The organism is Roseateles sp. PN1 (assembly GCF_038419725.1).
Lineage (GTDB): Bacteria > Pseudomonadota > Gammaproteobacteria > Burkholderiales > Burkholderiaceae_C > Paucibacter_A.
The window spans coordinates 143,930-161,970 of the sequence record NZ_JBCARA010000006.1; the positions used below are offsets into that span (position 1 = coordinate 143,930).

The window sequence follows — 18,041 nt, forward strand, 5'->3', positions numbered from 1 at the left end:
GCCCAGCACAGCAGCGCAGGAGTGAAGCATGCACAGCAGCGTCAAAGTCGTTTTCGGGCCCGGCCAGGAGTTTGACCTTCAGGTCGACTCGAACGAGGTGCTCTCCTTCGATGCGGCGCGCGCGTGGTTGGATGAGCAGTTCGTCAAGTTTGAGTGCGTGCCTATGCGCGGCTCGGGCAAGGTGCTGATCGCCGACAAAATCGTCGCCGTGGCCGCCGCCATGGGCCCGGTGTCCTTCAACGACGCCGCGCTGGCGCTGGACTATGCGCGCGCCGCCTGCGGCGCCCTGAGCAAGGCCTTGCTGCGGGTGGATGTGGCCAAGCACAGCTTGTCGTACTGATCGGCTGCGTCAGGCGGCGGGGCGCTGCAGGGTGATTCGCAGCGCCTTCGCGCTATCTATCCCGTCCTGAATTGCCCTGGCTTAGTTCCGCTGCGGCCCGGCATGCCCCGTAGCGCTCTGCGCGCAATTCGCCCTCTTGAATTGTTTGCTCTTGCCCCCAAGTGGCGTGGCGCAGGAGGCACTCTCGCGGGTCGCCTCCATTGACCCACTTTTTCGAACAACGATCAGCCATGACAAAGCAAACCCATGCCTTCCAGGCCGAGGTCAAGCAGATCCTGCACCTCGTCACCCATTCGCTCTATTCCAACAAGGAAATCTTCCTGCGCGAGTTGGTGTCCAACGCCTCTGACGCTTGCGACAAGCTGCGCTTCGAGGCGCTGGACAATGCCGCGCTGTTTGAAGACACGCCGAACCTGGAAGTGCGCGTCTCTTTCGACGAAGCCGCCCGCACCGTCACCATCAGCGACAACGGCATCGGCATGAGCGAGGAAGAGGCGATTGCCCACCTCGGCACCATCGCCAAGAGCGGCACCCGCGAGTTCATGGCCAAGCTGGAAGGCGACCAGAAGAAGGACGCCAACCTGATCGGCCAGTTCGGCGTGGGCTTCTACTCGGGCTTCATCGTCGCCGACCGCATCACGGTGGAAACCCGCCGCGCCGGCGTGGCCGCCGAAGCGGGCGTGCGCTGGACCTCGGAAGGCACCGGCGACTACGAAGTCGAGACCATCACCAAGGCCGGCCGTGGCACCGATGTGATCCTGCATCTGCGCGAAGGCGAGGACGAGTTCCTCAAGACCTGGCGCCTGAAGTCCGTCATCAGCAAGTACTCCGACCACATCTCCCTGCCCATCCTGATGAAGAAGGAAGAGTGGGACGCTGATAACGCCAAGCAGGTGCTCAAGGACGAGTGGGAGTCGGTCAACAAGGCCTCGGCCCTGTGGTCGCGCTCCAAGAGCGAAGTCACGCAAGAACAGTACGACGAGTTCTACAAACAGATCAGCTACGACACCGAAGCACCGCTGGCCCACACCCACAACCGGGTGGAAGGCCGCAGCGAGTACACGCAGCTGCTCTACATCCCCAAGAAGGCGCCGTTTGATCTGTGGAACCGCGACAAGCGTGGTGGCGTCAAGCTCTACGTCAAGCGCGTCTTCATCATGGACGACGCCGAGGCGCTGATGCCGGTCTACCTGCGCTTCGTCAAGGGCGTGATCGACTCGGCCGACCTGCCGCTCAACGTCAGCCGTGAGTTGCTGCAGGAAAGCCGTGATGTGAAGGCCATCCGCGAAGGTTCGACCAAGCGTGTGCTGGGCATGCTGGAATCGCTGGCCGATAGCGAAGACGCCGCCGAGCGCGCCAAGTACGCGGACTTCTGGAAGGACTTCGGTTCGGTGCTCAAGGAAGGCATCGGCGAAGACCATCAGAACCAAGAGCGTCTGGCCAAGCTGTTCCGCTTTGCCTCGACCCATGCGGATGAAGGCGTGTCGCTGGCCGACTACATCAAGCGCGCCAAGGAAGATCAGGACGCGATCTACTACATCACCGCCGACTCGCTCAGCGCCGCCAAGAACAGCCCGCAGCTGGAGATCTTCCGCAAAAAGGGCATCGAGGTGCTGCTGCTGACCGACCGCGTCGACGAGTGGATGCTCTCGCATCTGTACGAGTTCGAAGGCAAGCCGCTGCAGTCCGTCGCCAAGGGCGCCATCGACCTGGGCAAGCTGCAAGACGAGGACGAGAAGAAGAAGGCCGAAGAAGCGGCTGAGACCTTCAAGCCCCTGCTGGACCGCCTGAAGGAAGCGCTGAAGAGCCGCGCCAAGGATGTGCGCGTCTCTACCCGTTTGGTCGACTCGCCCGCCTGTATCGTGGTGGAAGAGGGCGATATGAGCGGCCATCTGGCCCGCCTGATGAAGCAAGCCGGCCAAGCCGCACCGACCTCGCTGCCGACGCTGGAAATCAACGCCGAGCACGCCCTGGTCAAGAAGCTGGAAGCCTCGGCCCAGTTCGATGACTTGGCTAACGTGCTGTTTGATCAGGCCGTGCTGGCCGAGGGTGGCCACCTGGAAGACCCGGCCGCCTATGTGCGTCGCGTCAATGCGATGCTCTTGGCTTAATCAAGGCAAGGCATTCGCCCCTTCGAGGGCGTGAACAAGAAAAGGCGCTTCGGCGCCTTTTCTTTTGCTTGCATTGACCCTTGCTGCGGCTCGTGTGCGTTGATGGACTTCAGTAGATGCCGATCGCGCGGCAATACAAGCATCAGGGTCACTACCGTTTCGAAAAATCAAACTCGCAAAATAGAATAACGGAACACTGTTTCAAAACAACTGGGTGATTGCATGGGGGTGAGCAGCCAAGACGATCGCGTGAATCACGTCAATCACGTCATACAGGTGGCCTTGGTGGGCGAGTGCATGCTGGAGTTGCAGGGCGAGGCCTTGGGCACACTCACGCAGCGCTACGGCGGCGACACCTTCAATACGGCGGTCTATCTGGCCCGCTGTGCCGCTGCCAGGGGCCTGAGCTGCCACTACGCCACGGCCGTGGGTGACGATGGGCTGAGCGCCAAGCTGCTGCAGCGTTGGGCAGGCGACGGCTTGGCCCTTGACCTGGTGTTGCAGATCCCAGGTCGGCTGCCGGGGCAGTACCTGATAGAGGTGGATGAGCGAGGTGAGCGCAGCTTCAGCTACTGGCGTGACCACAGCGCCGCCAAGGCCTACTTCGATGGCAAGCTCACGCCGCTGGAGCAGGGCTTGATGCGCTGGGATGCGCTCTACCTCAGTGGCATCAGTCTGGCTATCCTGCCGCCGGCCGGGCGCGAGCGCCTGTTCGTGCTGATGCAGGCGCTGCGCGAGCGCGGCGCCGCTGTGGTGTTCGATAACAACTACCGGCCGCGCCTGTGGCCCGATGCGGCGCAAGCGCGGGCCGCCTTCAGCCGTGCGTTCGAGTTGTCCAGCATCGCACTGGTAACGGCCGACGATCACCAAGCCCTGTTCGGCCTGCCTAGCTTGGAGGCCGCTGTGATGTCCGCCCAAGAGCTGCCAAGCCCCGAGCTGATCATCAAGCGCGGTGCGGCCGCCACTTTGGTTCGCAGCAGTGGGGATGCCGCTTGGCAGCAAGCGCCTACCGAGCCCGTGGACAAGGTGGTGGACACCACGGCCGCGGGCGATTCTTTTGCCGCCGGCTACCTCAGTCGGCGCTTGCTGGGGGACTCGGCGCTGGAGGCTGCGCGCTTTGGCAACCGCTTGGCTGCGCGCGTGATTCAGCACCGTGGTGCGGTGATTCCCGTCGCGGCGATGATCGATCTGATGAACGAGACATCCGCATGAAAATTGCGCCTTGGATGCTTGCCAGCCTGCTCGGCCTGGGCCAGTTGCTGGCCGCTGATGGGCAGGCCGCCGTCATCGGGGTCAATGTGCCGGCGGTATCGCTGACAGTGGCGCGCATCGAGATGCTGCCGCTGGAGCAGCGTAAGCCCTGGCTGGCTTACCTGGCGCGCTCACAGCAGCAGCGTGAGGTCGACCGCGCAGCGCTGGCCGCTGAGCGCGCCGCGTTGCCGCCCGGCAGCCCCGCACCTGCGCCGCCCGAAGGTGGCCACGCCGACAAAAGCATGCCGCTGAACCAAGCTCCTGCTTGGTACGCCAGCGCCGCAGCGCGCCGGGTGGCCGACAACATCGTGAGCTTTCAGACGCCGGCTGGCGGCTGGGGCAAGAACCAGCCGCGTGACCGACCACCGCGCCTGTCGGGCCAAGACTATGTGGCCGATAACAATTCGCCGCGCGCCGTGGCCGGCGACTTCGATCTGGCCGAGAACCCGCGCTGGAGCTATGTGGGCACCATCGACAACGACGCCACCATCACCGAAGTCCGCTTCTTGGCCAAGGTAGCGGTGCAACTGCCAGAGTCGGACGCTGCCCCCTACCGGGCCAGCGCACTCAAAGGCCTGGCCTACCTGTTGGCTGCGCAGTTCCCGAATGGGGGCTGGCCGCAGGTCTGGCCGCTGCAAGGCGGCTACCACGATGCGGTGACGCTGAACGACAACGCCGTGGTGGAAGTGGCCGAGTTGCTGGGCGAAGTGGGGCAGGGCGCCACCGAGTGGGGCTTCGTGCCCGCCGAGCTACGCAAGCAGGCGCTGGCCGCCGAGCAGCGCGCCATCGCCCTCTTGCTGGCCTCGCAAGTCAGCATCGATGGGCGCAAGCGAATTTGGGCGCAGCAATACGACGCGCTGAGCCTGGCACCGGTGGCCGCGCGCAATTACGAACCCGCCTCGCTATGCACCGGCGAGAGCGTTGACGTGCTGCTTTACCTGATGCGCCAAACCCAGCCCACCGCTGAGATGAAACGGGCGGTGGAAGCGGGCATTGCTTCCTTGCGAGAGCTGGCGGTGGCCGATGTGAAGTGGGCGCGGGTGGACGATGCCCAGGGCCGCCGTCTGACTTCTAAGCCCGGTGCGGGCCCGCTGTGGGCGCGTTACTACGATGCACTCAGCCTCAAGCCCGTATTTGGCGACCGCGACAAGACGCTGCATGATGACGTTAACGAGCTCAGCCTGGAGCGCCGCAATGGTTATGCCTGGTTCGGCACCTGGCCATTGAAGGCCTTGGCCGCCTATGAGCCGTGGTCACGCCGCTGGCTCAAACCTGAGGGGGCTGCCCGGCCCTAACTTTGAGTCTTGGCGCACGCCACATCGTCCAGATCGTCCAGCTGTTGATGCAGGCAATGCAGGCTTCCAACAAGCTGCCGCCGATAGAGCCCACTAGCAGATTGTTCGTCAGCCACAGCAAGGTGCCGACCAGCATCAGCAAGCGCATGCCTAGGCCGTGGAGGAAGAACAGCGCCGTCGTGCCAATGCAGGAGGCTGCGATGGGTAAAAGCGAGAGCCAGCCTGTTTGCAGCCACAGCCCCATGCCCAGGCTAAGTGCGATGAAGAAGCCTGCCACCCAAGGTGAGCGGCTGCGCAGTGCGGCCACCGATCGGCCCAGCGACACCAGGCTGCTGGCCACCGCCGTGGGCTGCCCGAGCAGCCAGAAGTGGCCCACATAGGCCAGGCATTCCAGCGCCATGAACTGCTTGAAGCGCCGGTCATCGCGCTGCGCGAAACAGGCCATGCCGAAAGCGAAGGCCAGATAACCCAGGCATTGGCCCGGGCTCAATGCAGACGAGACCAGCATGCTCAAGGCGACGTGGTGAGCGCCGGGCGAAGTTCCGGATGCAAGGCCAGCAAAGCCTGCAACACCTGCTCGGCAAACAGCGCCGCGCCTTTGCTGCCCAGATGGGTGCGGTCAAACTGCGGTGGCGCCATGGCCAGGGTGTCGGCTTCGGCTTGACCCAGGGCCTGCACGGCGGCGGCGCTGAGCGCGTTCAGGTCGATGACGGGCACCTCAAGCGTTGAGGCCACGCGCAAGGTCGCTTCAGCCCAAGGACGTAGATCATTCTGCAGTTCACCCTGCGCGAATGTGCGCCGGGTCAGCGGCGTCAGCAGCACCGGGTGGGCGCCGAGTGCGCGCAGTTCCTGCACATAGGCAGCGAGATTGGGGCCGAACTCGGTGGCCAAGTCGGTCGAGCGGCCTGGCTTGCCGGGCATGTCGTTGTGGCCGAACTGGATCAACACCAGATCACGATGTCCGCCCTCGCGCAGCAGCGTGAGCACATTCGCCCACAAGCCCTCGGCGTGGTAGCTCTTGCTGCTGCGACCACCGCGCGCGAGGTTGAGGCAGGCGAGCTTGTCCAGGCTGTGGCACAGCGCGTTGCCGTAGCCACTGCGCGGCGCCATGGTGGAGTCGCCCACCAGGATGAGCCGCAAGCCCAGCGTCTGCGCGTGGCCGGGGAGCGCCACGCCGCAGAGCAGGGCTGCAGACAGAGCCAGCTTGCCGATCACGCCGCTCAGAACTTGTAGCGCAGGCCGACCAGGAATTCGCGACCGGTGACGTTGTTGACCACCACGCTGTCGCGCGCCCGGCTGATGAACTGGTCGTTCGGCTGGTTGGTCAGGTTCACGCCCTCGAGCGTCACGTCCAATTGCGGCGTGATCTTGTAGGAGATCGAGACGTCGACGTTGAAGGTCTCGTTCTTGCCCTCCACATCGTTGTTGTTCTGGCCCGGCACGCGGGTCAAGTAACTCGATCGTTGCGAGCCCGACAAGCGCGCGCTCAAGGTGCCGTCGTCGTAGTAAAGCGTGGCGTTGTAGGACTTGGGCGAGAGATTGATCAGGTCGTCAGTGATGGTGGCGGTGCTGGTGGGGGACACGACGTACTGGATCTTGGACTTGACGTAGGTGTAGTTCAAGAGCGCGCCGAAGTTCTTGCCCCAGCCGGGCAGGAAGCTGAAGGGCTGCTGCACATTCAGCTCATAGCCGCTGAGTTTGCCGCCATCGGTGTTGATCGGGGCGGAGACCTGGAACACTTCTTCGCCGGTGAATCCGGGCGGCAGCAGGGCCATGGGCAGGCCGGTCTGGCTATAGGGAATGTTGCTGCGCAGGGTCTGGATATAGGTTTTGATGTTCTTCTGGAACAGGCCGAGACCCACAAAGGCATTCTTCTCGTGATACCACTCCAGGCTGGTGTCAAACGTGGTGGCGCGGAAGGGCTTGAGCAGCGGGTTGCCGCCGGTGTAGGACAGCGTGCCAGTGGTGTTGAGCGTGCCGCCCGGGCTCAGATTGCCCAGTTGCGGGCGTGACATCACCTTGGCCACGGCGCCGCGCAAGATCAAGTCCTTGCTCAGCGAGGCCGCCAAATTCACCGCCGGCAGCACATCGCTATAGCTGTTTTCGGCAGAAACGCCAGTGCCGCCCGCGGTGGCCAGATAGCCATCGGCCGTCATCTTCGTCTTGACGTAGCGCACACCCGCATTGCCGCGCAGCGGCACGCCTGCCAGCTTGGTATTGAAGTCGGCTTGCAAGAAGCCGCCGGTGTCTGTTTCCACCACGGCGCGGTTATTGCCGCGCGCGTTGCCATTGGTGATGGACGTGAGGGTGAAGTCGCCTGGGCCGCCGGCCGCGCCGGACTTGAGGCAGTTGCAGTAGATGTCGTAGGCGCTGGCGATGGCGTTCAGGTCGGGAATCAGCCAGGAGGTGGCGGTGCCGGCCGGCAGGTTCTGTCCCTTGCCGAAGCCATTGAGCGTGGTCACCAGGCTGGCTTGGTTGACGCCCGCGGGCAGGGTGTTCATGGTCTCTACCGTGCGGCGCGACTCGAAGGTGTTGAAGCTGAACTTTTTGTAGTTCAGGCCGCCCGTCAAGGTGAGCCGGTCGGGGATCAGCTCCCAGGCCAAGTCAACTTGGGCGATATCGTTGATGTTTGTGGCGCCCTGCGGCCGGATGCGGATCTCGCTAGGCGTGAAGTTGGTGATGCTGCTGGCATTCACAGGCACGCCCAGGATCTTCAATGCCCCGTTCGGATCGGTGGGATTGAAGGGATAGGTGATGGCAGGCGCGCGGTCATTGGCGCGGAAGTCGATCTCGTAGCCATTCACGTTCGCCGCATCCAGGGTGGTGGTGGTCTGGATCGGGTTATTGAACTTCGAGGTGGCGCGGCCTACGCGGGCGGTGAGTTTGAGCGTTTCACCAATGTCTTGTTCCAGCGTCAGCGTGGGCTGGGTAAAGGTGGTGGAGAGCTGGTCGAAGCGCGATTCCGAGCGGATGTCGACGCCGTTGTACTTGCCGTAGAGCAGCTCGCCATTCGGGCCGTACTCGGTAGCGACGACGCTGGTCTGGGGCTTGCCGCCTTGTGAGAGGGTGCGGCTGAAAGAGATCGCTTCCAGGAAGTCTTCCTGCCGCGTCGCCTTGAGCTTGGAGTACAGCATGTCCAGGGTCAGCAGCGTGCCCTCAAGCGGTCTTGCTTGTATCGCGCCGGTCAGGCCCAGGCGATCCTGGTCGTGGGTGAGGCGGCCGTAGCGGGGCAGGCGAGGGTGGAAGTTCTCCGCCTTGCTCGCGGTGTTGAAGGCAGCAAGATTGGCGGCCGTGTTGGGGAGTCGGGCCACGCCTTGGGCGGCCGGGCCGCAGCTGGTGGCGGTTGATCCGGTCGGTAGACCTGTGGCGACGCCTTGCGGTGGGCACCAGCCGCCCGAGGACGGGCCGTTGTCCCAGCGCACCGTGCTGAAGCCCTCCTCCAGCAGCTGACGTTTGGAGTACGCGCCGGAGAGGAGCACGCCGAACTTGTTGTCCGCAAAGGTGTTGGAGATCAGGAAGGAGGCCTTGGGGTTGGTCTTGCCCGAGAGATCGTTGTACACGCCCTTCACCGATACCGCCGCGGTGAAGCTCTTCATGTCGAAGGGACGGGCGGTTTGCAGATCTACGGTGGCGCCGAGTGAGCCTTCGTCCACATCGGCCGAGCTGCTTTTGCGCACCGTCAGCGAGCTGAACAGGTCGGCCGCGAACACATTGAAGTCGAAGCCGCGTGAGCGATTGGCGCCGCCCGAGCTGTCGGTGCCGCCGGTGGTGGCCAAGGCTTCCACCCCGTTGATGCGCACCCGGGTGAAGTCCTGCCCCAGGCCGCGCACGGTGATGCTGCGGCCTTCGCCGGCATCGCGGTCGATCACCACGCCGGGCACGCGCTGCAGAGACTCGGCCAGATTGGTGTCGGGGAACTTGCCCATGTCCTCGGCCTTGATGACATCGACGATGCCTTTGTCATCGCGCTTGGCGCGCAAGGCGCTTTCCAGCGAGGCGCGCAGGCCGGTCACCACAACGGTGTCGAGTTGCTGTTTTTCCTCAGCCGCAGGCGCTTGTTGGGCTTTAGCTGGCAGGCTGGCCAGAAAGCCAAGCGCGCTGGCGGCCAGCAAGCAGTGGTTGAGTTTGGAAAGGCGGGAATGTGGGTGGCGGGTATGCATAGGGCTGTCTCCGATTGTTTCGCAAGTCGTTCCCTGGCCAGGCTTCTGGGTCCGTGGCTCGGTCGGGTTGACCAATGGGGCGCGCGCAGGGCGCCTGGGGTGACTCGGAGAGCTGCTGTAGTGCCGCCCGCCGCTGTGTGGCTTGGAGGGCTAGAGGTAGTCCTCGCGGCGGGGGGTGAATTGATCCAGCAGCGTGCTGCCGGCTTCCAGTGCCACCACGCCATGCTGATGCAGGCGGGGGGCGATGAAGGCGTCGCCGACGCGCAGCACGCGCTTCTGGCCGGCTACCTCGGCCTCGAACGAGCCGCTGATCACATAGGCGATCTGGTCGTGCTCATCATGGGCATGCGGGGTGCCGATGGCACCTTGGTCGAACTGCACCAGCACGGACATCAGGCCCGGCGTGTGGCCCACGATCTTGCGGCGAATGCCGTCGCCCAGCTCTTCCCAGGGCGTCGTGGCGGCGTCGAAAAACAGGTTCATGCGGGGTCTCCTGCACAGCGATTTTGAATCACTATAGCGGCCACGCAAAAAAATGAAACAGTGGTTCACTAAATAGAAACCATAATTCCGGGAAAGTCCCGAGCTGACTAAGCTAGCGTCCAAATACCCCCTCCTGCCGTCTTGGCAGGACCGTCCAGACCCGCCAGAGCAAGGAAAAGCATGATGGAAATCCGCCAACCCATTCACAGTGAACACGCCCGCACGCTGGACACCGAAGGCCTGCGCCGCCACTTTCTGGTGGAAGACTTGTTCAAGGCCGACGCGGCCACGCTGACCTACAGCCAGATCGACCGCATCATCGTCGGCGGCATCATGCCGGTGGCCCAGGCGGTGAGCTTTTCGCCGGAATTGGGCCGCCATACCGGCACCGATTTCTTCCTGCAGCGCCGTGAGCTGGGCCTCATCAATATCGGTGGTGCCGCGCGCGTCACGGTGGATGGCCAAGTTTTTGAGATCGGCCCGCGCGAGGCACTGTACGTGGGGCAGGGTGCCCAGCAGCTGAAGTTTGAGAGTGTGGACGCCGCCGCGCCCGCCAAGCTCTACTTCAACTGCGCGCCGGCCCACACCGCCTATCCGCACCGCAAAGTGACCTTGGCCGAAGCCTCGCCCGAGACCCTGGGCGCCGCCGAAACCAGCAACCGCCGCACCATCTACAAATTCTTGGTGCCCGATGTGCTGCCGACCTGCCAGTTGCTGATGGGCATGACCCAGCTCGAACCCGGCAGCCTCTGGAACACCATGCCCTGCCACACGCATGACCGCCGCATGGAGGTCTACTTCTACTTTGATATGAGCGAGAACGCCGCCGTCTTCCACATGATGGGCGAGCCGACGCAGACGCGCCATTTGGTGGTGCGCAACGAGCAGGCCGTCATCAACCCGAGCTGGAGCATCCACTCCGGCGTGGGCACGCAGGCCTACACCTTCATCTGGGGCATGGTGGGTGAAAACCAGGTCTTCAAGGACATGGACCATGTCCCGATGACTGCCTTGCGTTGAGCGGAGCCGCCACATGATCCTCGATAACTTTCAACTGCACGGCCGGGTGGCCATCGTCACCGGTTGCAACACCGGTCTGGGCCAGGGCATGGCCTGTGCGCTCGCGCAGGCGGGCGCTGACATCGTGGGCGTGAACGTCTCGGAGCCGGATGCAACCCGTGCTCAGGTCGAAGCGTTAGGCCGCCGCTTCATGGATTTGCGCGCCAATCTGTCCGACATCACCTGCCTGGAAGGCCTGGTGGAACAGGCCAAGAGCCTCAGCGGCCGGGTGGACATCTTGGTCAACAACGCCGGCATCATCCGCCGCGAAGATGCCATCAAGTTCAGCGAGAAGGATTGGGACGATGTCATCGACCTGAACCTGAAAACGGTGTTCTTCTTCTCGCAGGCGGTGGCCCGCCAGTACCTGGCCCAGGGCGGCGGCGGCAAGATCATCAACGTGGCGTCGATGCTATCCTACCAAGGCGGCGTGCGCGTGCCGTCCTACACCGCCAGCAAGAGTGGCGTGATGGGCATCACCCGCTTGATGGCCAATGAATGGGCCGCCCACCGCATCAATGTGAACGCCATCGCCCCCGGCTATATGGCCACCAACAACACCGCCGCTCTGCGTGCCGACGAAGGCCGCAATGCCTCCATCTTGGAGCGCATTCCGGCCGGTCGTTGGGGTGTGCCCGATGATCTGGCTGGGCCGGTGGTGTTTCTGGCTTCGCAAGCGTCGGACTACGTCAATGGCTACACCGTGGCCGTTGATGGGGGCTGGTTGGCGAGATAGACCCACCACTCCCTACGCGCTGCGCACGTCCCCTCAAGGGGGCGAGCCCGGCGGTTCGGCAAAGCCGGATCCGCGGGCTCCGCTGGAAAACAAACACCAGCGTGTCGTAGCTTCAACCATCACCGCCGGAGACACGGTGCATGTATGAAAACAAACGGCTGGGCTTCCTGTTCGTCCTGCCTTTCGTGCTGGGCGTGCTGCTGTTCAAGCTCTTCCCTTTTGTGGCGAGCTTCGCGCTCAGCTTCAGCCAATACGACCTGATCGACCCGCCGGAGTACGTGGGCTTGGCCAACTATCAGGAGTTGGCCACCGGCGACCCGCTGTTCCGCAAATCGCTAGGCGTCACGCTGTTGTTCGCGGCCCTGGCCGTGCCGCTGCGTGTGGGCTTCGCGCTCTTCATTGCCCATGTGCTGAACTTCAAGATGCGCGGCATCAACTTCTTCCGTTCGGCCTTTTACCTGCCGTCCATCTTGGGCGGCTCGATCGCGGTGGCGGTGCTGTGGCGCTTCATCTTCTCCAAGAATGGCTTGGTGAACCTGCTGCTCTCGCAAATGGGCATCGAGCCCATCGCCTGGTTGGCCGATGAGCACTACTCCATGTGGACCATCGTGCTGCTGTTCACCTGGCAGTTCGGCTCGGCCATGGTGATCTTTCTGGCAGCGCTGCAAAACGTGTCGGTGTCGCTGTATGAAGCGGCCGAATGCGATGGCGCCAGCAAGTTCCAGCAGTTCTGGCGCATCACCGTGCCGCTGATCACGCCGGTTATTTTCTTCAACCTCATCATGCAGATGGTGCACGCCTTCCAGGAGTTCAACGGGCCCTATCTGATCACCGAGGGCGGCCCCTTGAGCTCCACCTATGTGCTGGCGCTCTACATCTACGACCAGAGCTTCCGCTTCTTCAATCTGGGCTATGGCGCGGCGCTGTCTTGGGTCTTGTTCGCCCTGGTGGGTGGCCTGAGTGCCTTCTCCTTCTGGAGTTCCAAGTACTGGGTCTTCTACTCCGGTGAGAAGGATCGCAAATGACGCGCAGCGCAGAAACCCTGGTGCTGAATCGCGAGCGCGGCAGTCCTTGGCTGCGCTACCTGGCGCTGGGCCTGGTGGCCTTGGTGATGCTTTACCCGCTGCTCTGGTTGGTGGGGGCCTCTTTCAAGAGCAATGGCGAGATCTTCAGTGAGATCGGCTTTTGGCCCAGTCGCTTCGACTTTGGCGCCTATGCCAAGGGCTGGAAGACCAGTACCGAGTACACCTTCGCCACCTACTTCCTCAACAGCTTTTTGATCACCATCCCGCGCATCATCGTCACGGTGATCTCCTGCGTGCTGGTGGCCTATGCCTTCGCGCGCTTTGAGTTCTGGGGCAAGAAGCTGCTGTTCTCCGTCATGGTGGGCACCATGATGCTGCCGCTGATCGTGCTGCGCCTGCCGCAGTACCTGATGTTCCGCGAGCTGGGTTGGCTGGACAGCTATTTGCCCCTGATCGTGCCCTCGGCCTTTGCCACTGACACCTTCTTCGTCTTCATGCTGGTGCAGTTTCTGCGCGGCATTCCGCGCGATATGGAAGAAGCGGCACAGATCGACGGCTGCAACGCGCTGCAGCTGCTCTGGCACATCATCGTGCCCCTGCTCAAGCCGGCCATCATCTCGGTGATCGTGTTCCAGTTCATCTGGACCATGAATGACTTCATGGGCCCATTGATCTACCTGGCCTCGGTGGAGAAGTACCCGGTCTCCTTGGCGCTGAAGATGAGCATTGGCGCCACCGAGGAAGTCGAGTGGGCGAATGTGATCGCGATTTCGGTGGTGGCGCTGATCCCCTCAGTCACCGTGTTCTTCATGGCGCAAAAGCACTTCATCGAAGGCGCCTCCAGCAGTGGAATCAAAGGATAGAGCCGTGGCCCATCTGAGCCTGAAGAAAATCGAAAAAGTCTATGCGAACGGTTTCAAAGCCGTGCATGGCGTGGACCTGGAAGTGCGCGACGGCGAGTTCATGGTCTTTGTGGGCCCGTCGGGCTGCGCCAAGAGCACCTTGCTGCGCATGATTGCGGGCCTGGAAACCATCAGCGGCGGCGAGCTGCACATCGGCAACAAAAAGGTCAACGAGCTGGCGCCCAAGCAGCGCGGCATTGCCATGGTGTTCCAGAACTATGCGCTCTACCCGCATATGACGGTGTACGAGAACCTGGCCTTTGGACTCAAGCTCGCCGGCACGCCCAAGGCCGAGGTGGCGCAGCGTGTGCGCCATGCTGCCCAGTTGCTGGAGATGGAGCATCTGCTCGAGCGCTACCCCAAGCAGCTCAGTGGCGGCCAGGCACAGCGCGTGGCGGTGGGGCGCGCCATCGTCAAGAAGCCCGAGGTGTTTCTGTTCGACGAGCCGCTCTCCAATCTGGACGCCAAGCTGCGCGCTTCCATGCGCGTGCGCTTGACCGAGTTGCACCGCAATCTGCGCGAATCGGGCCAGCCCGCCACCGTGGTTTATGTGACGCATGACCAGGTGGAAGCCATGACCATGGGCGAGCGCATCTGCGTGCTCAAGGAAGGGGTGATCCAGCAGGTGGACACGCCCACCGCGCTGTACGACCACCCGGCCAATGCCTTTGTCGCCAGCTTCATCGGCTCGCCCGAGATGAATATCCACGAGGCGCAGCTGCAATCGCAGGGCGACGGTCTGGCTGTGGTGCTTGGGGGTCAGGTCTTGCCTTTGCCTGCCGCCAAGACGCAGCAACTGCGCAGCCGCAGCGGCGCCATCAAGTTTGGCCTGCGGCCCGAGCATGTGACGGCGCTGCCGCGCGAAGGCAGCTTGGCCTTGCCCTGCACCTTGCGCTTTGTCGAGCACATGGGCAGCGAAGTGTTTGTGCACTTCAGCATCGGCGAGGTCACCATGACCGCGCGGGTGCCAGCCGATCAACTGGGTGATCTGGCGGGCAAGGCTCGCGGCGCCGCGCATGTGTTTCACCTGCAGCTGGATCGCTGCCATTTGTTTGACGCCGAGACCGGCGTCAACCTGCTGCGATGAGGCGCCGCACCTTTTCTGCGGCACTGGCGCTCAGCCCTGTGCTGGCGCAGGCACAGCCTCAACCCACCGTGCTGCGCTTCGCCTGGTGGGGCGGCGCGGCGCGGCACGAGGCCACGCTCAAGGCCATCGCCGCGTTTGAGCGCCAGCATCCCGGCCTCAAGATCAAGGCCGAGTACATGGGTTTTAACGGTTATCTGGAGCGGCTCACCACCCAGATCGCTGGCGGCTCCGAGCCCGACATCATGCAGATCAACTGGGCCTGGCTGGCCATGTTCAGCAAGCGCGGCAATGGCTTCGCCGACCTGAACCGCCATGCATATGTGCTGGCCCTGGACCAGTTCCGCGCCGACGACCTGGCCGCCGGCATGGTGGGGGGCAAGTTGAACGCCTTGCCCACGTCCTACAGCGCACGCGTGATGCTGTGGAACGAGGCTGCGTTCAAACGCGCTGGCCTGCCCCTGCCGCGAACTTGGGACGAGCTCTTCGCGGCCGGCCCGCTGTTCAAGCAGCGCTTGGGGCCCCAGGCCTATCCGCTGGACGGCGAGCTCTACGACATGATGCTGCTGGCCCAGGCCTGGGTGCAGCAAAAGTACGGCACGCCCTATATTGACCCGCTGAGCCCGCGTGTGGCCATGAGCGAGGCCGCGGCGCTGGACTGGGTGCGCATCTACCGCCGCCTGGTAGACGAGCATGTGGCCACACCCTTGCCACTGCGCGCCAGCCTCGGTGGGGCCGAGAAGCCCACCGAACAGCAGCAGGATTGGGTGGTGGGCAACTGGGCCGGCAACTTCACCTGGGATTCAGCCATCCCCTTGCGGGCCGCCACGCTCAACCGCGAGCAGAAGCTGGTGCTGGGCGAGTTCCCCACCCTGCCCGATGCCAAGACCAGCGGCATGTTCGGCCGGCCCACCGTGATGCTGGCCCTGGGGCGCAACACCAAGCAGCCTGAGTTGGCCGCGCGCTTCATCAACTACCTGCTCACCGATCCCGATGCCGCCCTGATCCTGGGCAAGACGCGCGGCGTACCGGCCGCGGCCCGGCAGTTCGAGGTGCTGGCCAAGGCCAAGAAGCTGCCCGCCATGGAACTGGCCGCGCATGAGCAGATCAAGCTTCAGCGTGAGGCCGGGCGCGTGCCGGTGCCGGCGCCGCTGTTTGAGCATGCGCGCCTGCACAAGTTCATGCGAGAGGTCTTTGAGACCGTCGCCTATGGCAAGACCAGCAACGAGGCTGCAGCCCGCCGCCTGGTCGATGAGGGCAATGCCCTGTTAAAGCGAATCAAATAGAGAAGCCCATGAAACACCACAGCCGACAACTTTGCTTTGAGACCCGCCAAGACCCGGACACCGGCTCTCGCGTCACCCGCCTGACGCCGGCGGACGTCACCTGCCACCGCAACTACTTCTATCAAAAGTGTTTCACCAATGATGGCGAGCGCCTGATCTTCGGCGCCGAGTTCGGGCCCGGCAGTGACTGGAACTATCACCTGCTGGACTTGCGCACCCAGGTGGCCACCCAGCTCACCGATCAGGCTGGAGAAAACACCTTCGGCGGCTTTCTCAGCCCCGATGACCGGCATCTCTACTTTGTGCGCGCCGAGCGGCAACTGATTCGGCTGGCCCTGAATGATCTGAGCGAGGAGGTGGTCTACACCGTGCCACAGGGCTGGGTGGGCTATGGCACCTGGGTGTCCAACAGTGCTTGCACTCAGATGGTGGGCATCGAGATCCATGCGGACGACTGGTTCCCCTTGTCGGACTGGCAAAAATTCCACCAGATGTTCCATGCCAAGCCGCGCTGCCGCTTGATCCGCATCGACCTGGCGACCGGTGCGCGCGAGATCATTCTTGAGAAGCAGGGTTGGCTGGGCCATCCGCAGTACCGCCCCTTCGACGACAACACGGTGGCTTACTGCCACGAGGGCCCGCATGATTTGGTGGACGCGCGCATGTGGTTCATCAATGAGGACGGCACAAATATGCGCTGCGGCAAGCAACACCTCGAGGGCGAAGCTTGCACGCATGAATTCTGGGTGCCGGACGGTTCGGCCATGATTTACGTCTCTTACCTCAAGGGTCAGAGCGAGCGCTGGATCTGCTCCTTAGATCCGCTCACGCTGGAGAGTAAGCGCCTGGCCCTGATGCCGCCATGCTCGCACCTGATGAGCAATTTCGACGGCACGCTGCTGATCGGTGATGGCTGCGATTCGCCTGCCGATGTGGCCGACACCGGCAGCCACCAGATCAAGACCGACCCCTATCTGCACCTCTTCGATCTCAAGGCCGGCACAGAACGCAAGGTCGCGCGCCATGACAGCAGCTGGCGCGTCTACAAGGGCAACCGTCAAGTCACGCATCCGCACCCCAGCTTCACGCCCGACCAGCGCCAAGTGCTGTACAGCTCGGACTGCGACGGCGAGCCGGCGCTGTTTCTGGCGGATCTCTGATGCGGCGCTGGCTTTGCCTAACTCTGATGATGTGCTGCATGGTGCAGGCTCAGGTGCTGGCGCAAGAGCGTCCGCAGCTCACGGAATCGCAAGCCGCAGGTATGACGCAGGCCGACTACTTGGGCGAGTGGCATCCCGAAGCGCTGCAGGCGCAAGACTGGCGTGCCGACTTTATCGTCGCCGCCGACGGCAGCGGCAGCCATCGCAGCTTGCAAGCCGCCATCGACGCCTTGCCGGTGCAGGGGCGTCGCCATTACATCCAGCTCAAGCCCGGCCGCTACCGCGAGCAGGTCTGCGCACAGGCCAAGGCGCCGTTCACGCTGTACGGCCAGGTCGGTGATGCCGCCGCCGTGCAGATCGTGCATGGGCATTTCAGCTCCGAGCCCAAGGCGGTGGGCACGCCTGCCAACCGCTGCACGCCAGACCTTGCCGCCAGCCAGTACGGCACCGCCGGCAGCGCCACCTTGGCGATCTTCAGCGATGACGTTCAGCTGGCGCACCTGAGCGTGGTGAACGATGCCATGGACGCGGTGCGTGAGGGCCAGGGCTACCCGCCGGCGGTCGGTGAGAGTGGAGGCGCGCAAGCCGTGGCCCTGATGACCGAGGGTGACCGATTGCAGTTGCAGGATGTGCGCCTGCTGGGCCACCAAGACACCTTCTTTGTGCGCGCCAAGGCGCGGGGCGACGCGGCCCGCGTGTGGGTGCAAGCCAGCTTGATCGCCGGCGACGTGGACTTCATCTTCGGCAATGGCACGCTGGTGATCAGCGACAGCACCATCCTCAGCCGCGCCGGCCGCCGCGTGCCGGGCAGTGGGGGTTATGTGCTGGCGCCCAGCACGGCGCCGCAGCAACCCTTTGGCATGTTGGTGCAGCGCAGCCGCCTGCTGGCCGAGCCTGGCGTGGCGCCGGCCAGCATTGCGCTTGGGCGGGCCTGGGATGCGGGCGTGGCACGAGGGGCTTGGCAAGCCGGCGTGTCGCCGAACGGCCAAGCCCTGATCCGCGACAGCCAACTCGGCCCGCACCTGCGCGGCTGGGGGGCGTCCACTTCGCGGCGACCCTTTGACGCCGCTTCGCAGCGCCTCGGGGAATACCGCAACCAGTTGCTCCTGGAGTAGGGGCGCGCTCAGTGGACAATGTCCCTCTGAATCT

16 protein-coding genes are annotated in these 18,041 nt (G+C 63.6%); 12 read left to right on the plus strand and 4 right to left on the minus strand.

Translation table 11 applies throughout. The features are described from left to right. Positions 1–28: 28 nt before the first annotated feature. The 4 genes from AABB87_RS11530 (at position 29) to pelA (ending at position 4,997) form a co-directional block, all read left to right on the plus strand. Entirely contained in the window at positions 29–340 is a 312-nt protein-coding gene (locus AABB87_RS11530; protein WP_341971379.1) for a hypothetical protein, read from the plus strand. Positions 341–570: 230 nt separating this feature from the next. Continuing rightward, entirely contained in the window at positions 571–2,451 is a 1,881-nt protein-coding gene (gene htpG, locus AABB87_RS11535; protein WP_341971380.1) for a molecular chaperone HtpG, read from the plus strand. A gap of 249 nt (positions 2,452–2,700) precedes the next feature. Beyond that, on the plus strand, positions 2,701–3,663 hold the full coding sequence (locus tag AABB87_RS11540; RefSeq protein ID WP_341971382.1) for a sugar kinase: 963 nt from the start codon (positions 2,701–2,703) through the stop codon (positions 3,661–3,663). Continuing rightward, entirely contained in the window at positions 3,660–4,997 is a 1,338-nt protein-coding gene (pelA, locus tag AABB87_RS11545) for a pectate lyase (protein ID WP_341971383.1), read from the plus strand. The genes AABB87_RS11540 and pelA overlap by 4 nt, the downstream gene beginning before the upstream one ends. Here pelA and AABB87_RS11550 read toward each other — a convergent pair. From AABB87_RS11550 to AABB87_RS11565, 4 genes are all read right to left on the minus strand, one after another. Continuing rightward, positions 4,969–5,505, minus strand: coding sequence for a YgjV family protein (locus tag AABB87_RS11550; protein ID WP_341971384.1), 537 nt, complete (start codon positions 5,503–5,505; stop codon positions 4,969–4,971). The two genes, pelA and AABB87_RS11550, sit on opposite strands and share 29 nt — an antisense overlap. A gap of 2 nt (positions 5,506–5,507) precedes the next feature. Further along, the gene (locus tag AABB87_RS11555) at positions 5,508–6,212 is read right to left on the minus strand and encodes a rhamnogalacturonan acetylesterase (RefSeq protein WP_341971385.1); all 705 of its coding nucleotides are present in this window, start codon (positions 6,210–6,212) and stop codon (positions 5,508–5,510) included. Positions 6,213–6,217: 5 nt separating this feature from the next. Beyond that, positions 6,218–9,157, minus strand: a complete 2,940-nt coding sequence (locus AABB87_RS11560; protein WP_341971386.1) for a TonB-dependent receptor — start codon at positions 9,155–9,157, stop codon at positions 6,218–6,220. A 150-nt stretch (positions 9,158–9,307) separates the two neighbouring features. Next, complete coding sequence (locus AABB87_RS11565) at positions 9,308–9,640, minus strand: cupin domain-containing protein (protein WP_341971387.1); 333 nt, start codon at positions 9,638–9,640, stop codon at positions 9,308–9,310. A 183-nt stretch (positions 9,641–9,823) separates the two neighbouring features. Between AABB87_RS11565 and kduI the strand changes: the two genes are divergently transcribed. The 8 genes from kduI to AABB87_RS11605 all read left to right on the plus strand — a co-directional run bounded on the left by kduI (position 9,824) and on the right by AABB87_RS11605 (position 18,007). Next, complete coding sequence (gene kduI, locus AABB87_RS11570) at positions 9,824–10,660, plus strand: 5-dehydro-4-deoxy-D-glucuronate isomerase (protein WP_341971503.1); 837 nt, start codon at positions 9,824–9,826, stop codon at positions 10,658–10,660. A gap of 13 nt (positions 10,661–10,673) precedes the next feature. Next, on the plus strand, positions 10,674–11,435 hold the full coding sequence (kduD, locus tag AABB87_RS11575; protein ID WP_341971388.1) for a 2-dehydro-3-deoxy-D-gluconate 5-dehydrogenase KduD: 762 nt from the start codon (positions 10,674–10,676) through the stop codon (positions 11,433–11,435). A gap of 140 nt (positions 11,436–11,575) precedes the next feature. After that, on the plus strand, positions 11,576–12,460 hold the full coding sequence (locus tag AABB87_RS11580) for a carbohydrate ABC transporter permease (protein ID WP_341971389.1): 885 nt from the start codon (positions 11,576–11,578) through the stop codon (positions 12,458–12,460). Continuing rightward, positions 12,457–13,323: a carbohydrate ABC transporter permease gene (locus AABB87_RS11585; protein WP_341971391.1), complete on the plus strand. Its 867-nt coding sequence runs from the start codon at positions 12,457–12,459 to the stop codon at positions 13,321–13,323. The genes AABB87_RS11580 and AABB87_RS11585 overlap by 4 nt, the downstream gene beginning before the upstream one ends. A 4-nt stretch (positions 13,324–13,327) precedes the next feature. Beyond that, positions 13,328–14,449 carry an ABC transporter ATP-binding protein gene (locus tag AABB87_RS11590; protein ID WP_341971392.1) on the plus strand — a complete coding sequence of 374 codons (1,122 nt, stop codon included), beginning with the start codon at positions 13,328–13,330 and terminating at the stop codon, positions 14,447–14,449. Next, the gene (locus AABB87_RS11595) at positions 14,446–15,732 is read left to right on the plus strand and encodes an ABC transporter substrate-binding protein (RefSeq protein ID WP_341971393.1); all 1,287 of its coding nucleotides are present in this window, start codon (positions 14,446–14,448) and stop codon (positions 15,730–15,732) included. The genes AABB87_RS11590 and AABB87_RS11595 overlap by 4 nt, the downstream gene beginning before the upstream one ends. Positions 15,733–15,740: 8 nt before the next feature. After that, positions 15,741–16,892 carry an oligogalacturonate lyase family protein gene (locus AABB87_RS11600; protein ID WP_341971394.1) on the plus strand — a complete coding sequence of 384 codons (1,152 nt, stop codon included), beginning with the start codon at positions 15,741–15,743 and terminating at the stop codon, positions 16,890–16,892. Then, on the plus strand, positions 16,892–18,007 hold the full coding sequence (locus AABB87_RS11605; protein ID WP_341971395.1) for a pectinesterase family protein: 1,116 nt from the start codon (positions 16,892–16,894) through the stop codon (positions 18,005–18,007). The genes AABB87_RS11600 and AABB87_RS11605 overlap by 1 nt, the downstream gene beginning before the upstream one ends. Positions 18,008–18,041 lie beyond the last annotated feature (34 nt).

Bases quoted from the DNA above. Each gene is read 5' to 3' on its own strand.
- AABB87_RS11530 (WP_341971379.1), top strand. From the start codon at position 29: ATGCACAGCAGCGTCAAAGTCGTTTTCGGGCCCGGCCAGGAGTTTGAC.
- htpG (WP_341971380.1), top strand. From the start codon at position 571: ATGACAAAGCAAACCCATGCCTTCCAGGCCGAGGTCAAGCAGATCCTG.
- pelA (WP_341971383.1), top strand. From the start codon at position 3,660: ATGAAAATTGCGCCTTGGATGCTTGCCAGCCTGCTCGGCCTGGGCCAG.
- AABB87_RS11550 (WP_341971384.1), bottom strand. From the start codon at position 5,505: ATGCTGGTCTCGTCTGCATTGAGCCCGGGCCAATGCCTGGGTTATCTG.
- AABB87_RS11560 (WP_341971386.1), bottom strand. From the start codon at position 9,157: ATGCATACCCGCCACCCACATTCCCGCCTTTCCAAACTCAACCACTGC.
- AABB87_RS11565 (WP_341971387.1), bottom strand. From the start codon at position 9,640: ATGAACCTGTTTTTCGACGCCGCCACGACGCCCTGGGAAGAGCTGGGC.
- kduI (WP_341971503.1), top strand. From the start codon at position 9,824: ATGGAAATCCGCCAACCCATTCACAGTGAACACGCCCGCACGCTGGAC.
- kduD (WP_341971388.1), top strand. From the start codon at position 10,674: ATGATCCTCGATAACTTTCAACTGCACGGCCGGGTGGCCATCGTCACC.
- AABB87_RS11580 (WP_341971389.1), top strand. From the start codon at position 11,576: ATGTATGAAAACAAACGGCTGGGCTTCCTGTTCGTCCTGCCTTTCGTG.
- AABB87_RS11585 (WP_341971391.1), top strand. From the start codon at position 12,457: ATGACGCGCAGCGCAGAAACCCTGGTGCTGAATCGCGAGCGCGGCAGT.
- AABB87_RS11595 (WP_341971393.1), top strand. From the start codon at position 14,446: ATGAGGCGCCGCACCTTTTCTGCGGCACTGGCGCTCAGCCCTGTGCTG.
- AABB87_RS11600 (WP_341971394.1), top strand. From the start codon at position 15,741: ATGAAACACCACAGCCGACAACTTTGCTTTGAGACCCGCCAAGACCCG.
- AABB87_RS11605 (WP_341971395.1), top strand. From the start codon at position 16,892: ATGCGGCGCTGGCTTTGCCTAACTCTGATGATGTGCTGCATGGTGCAG.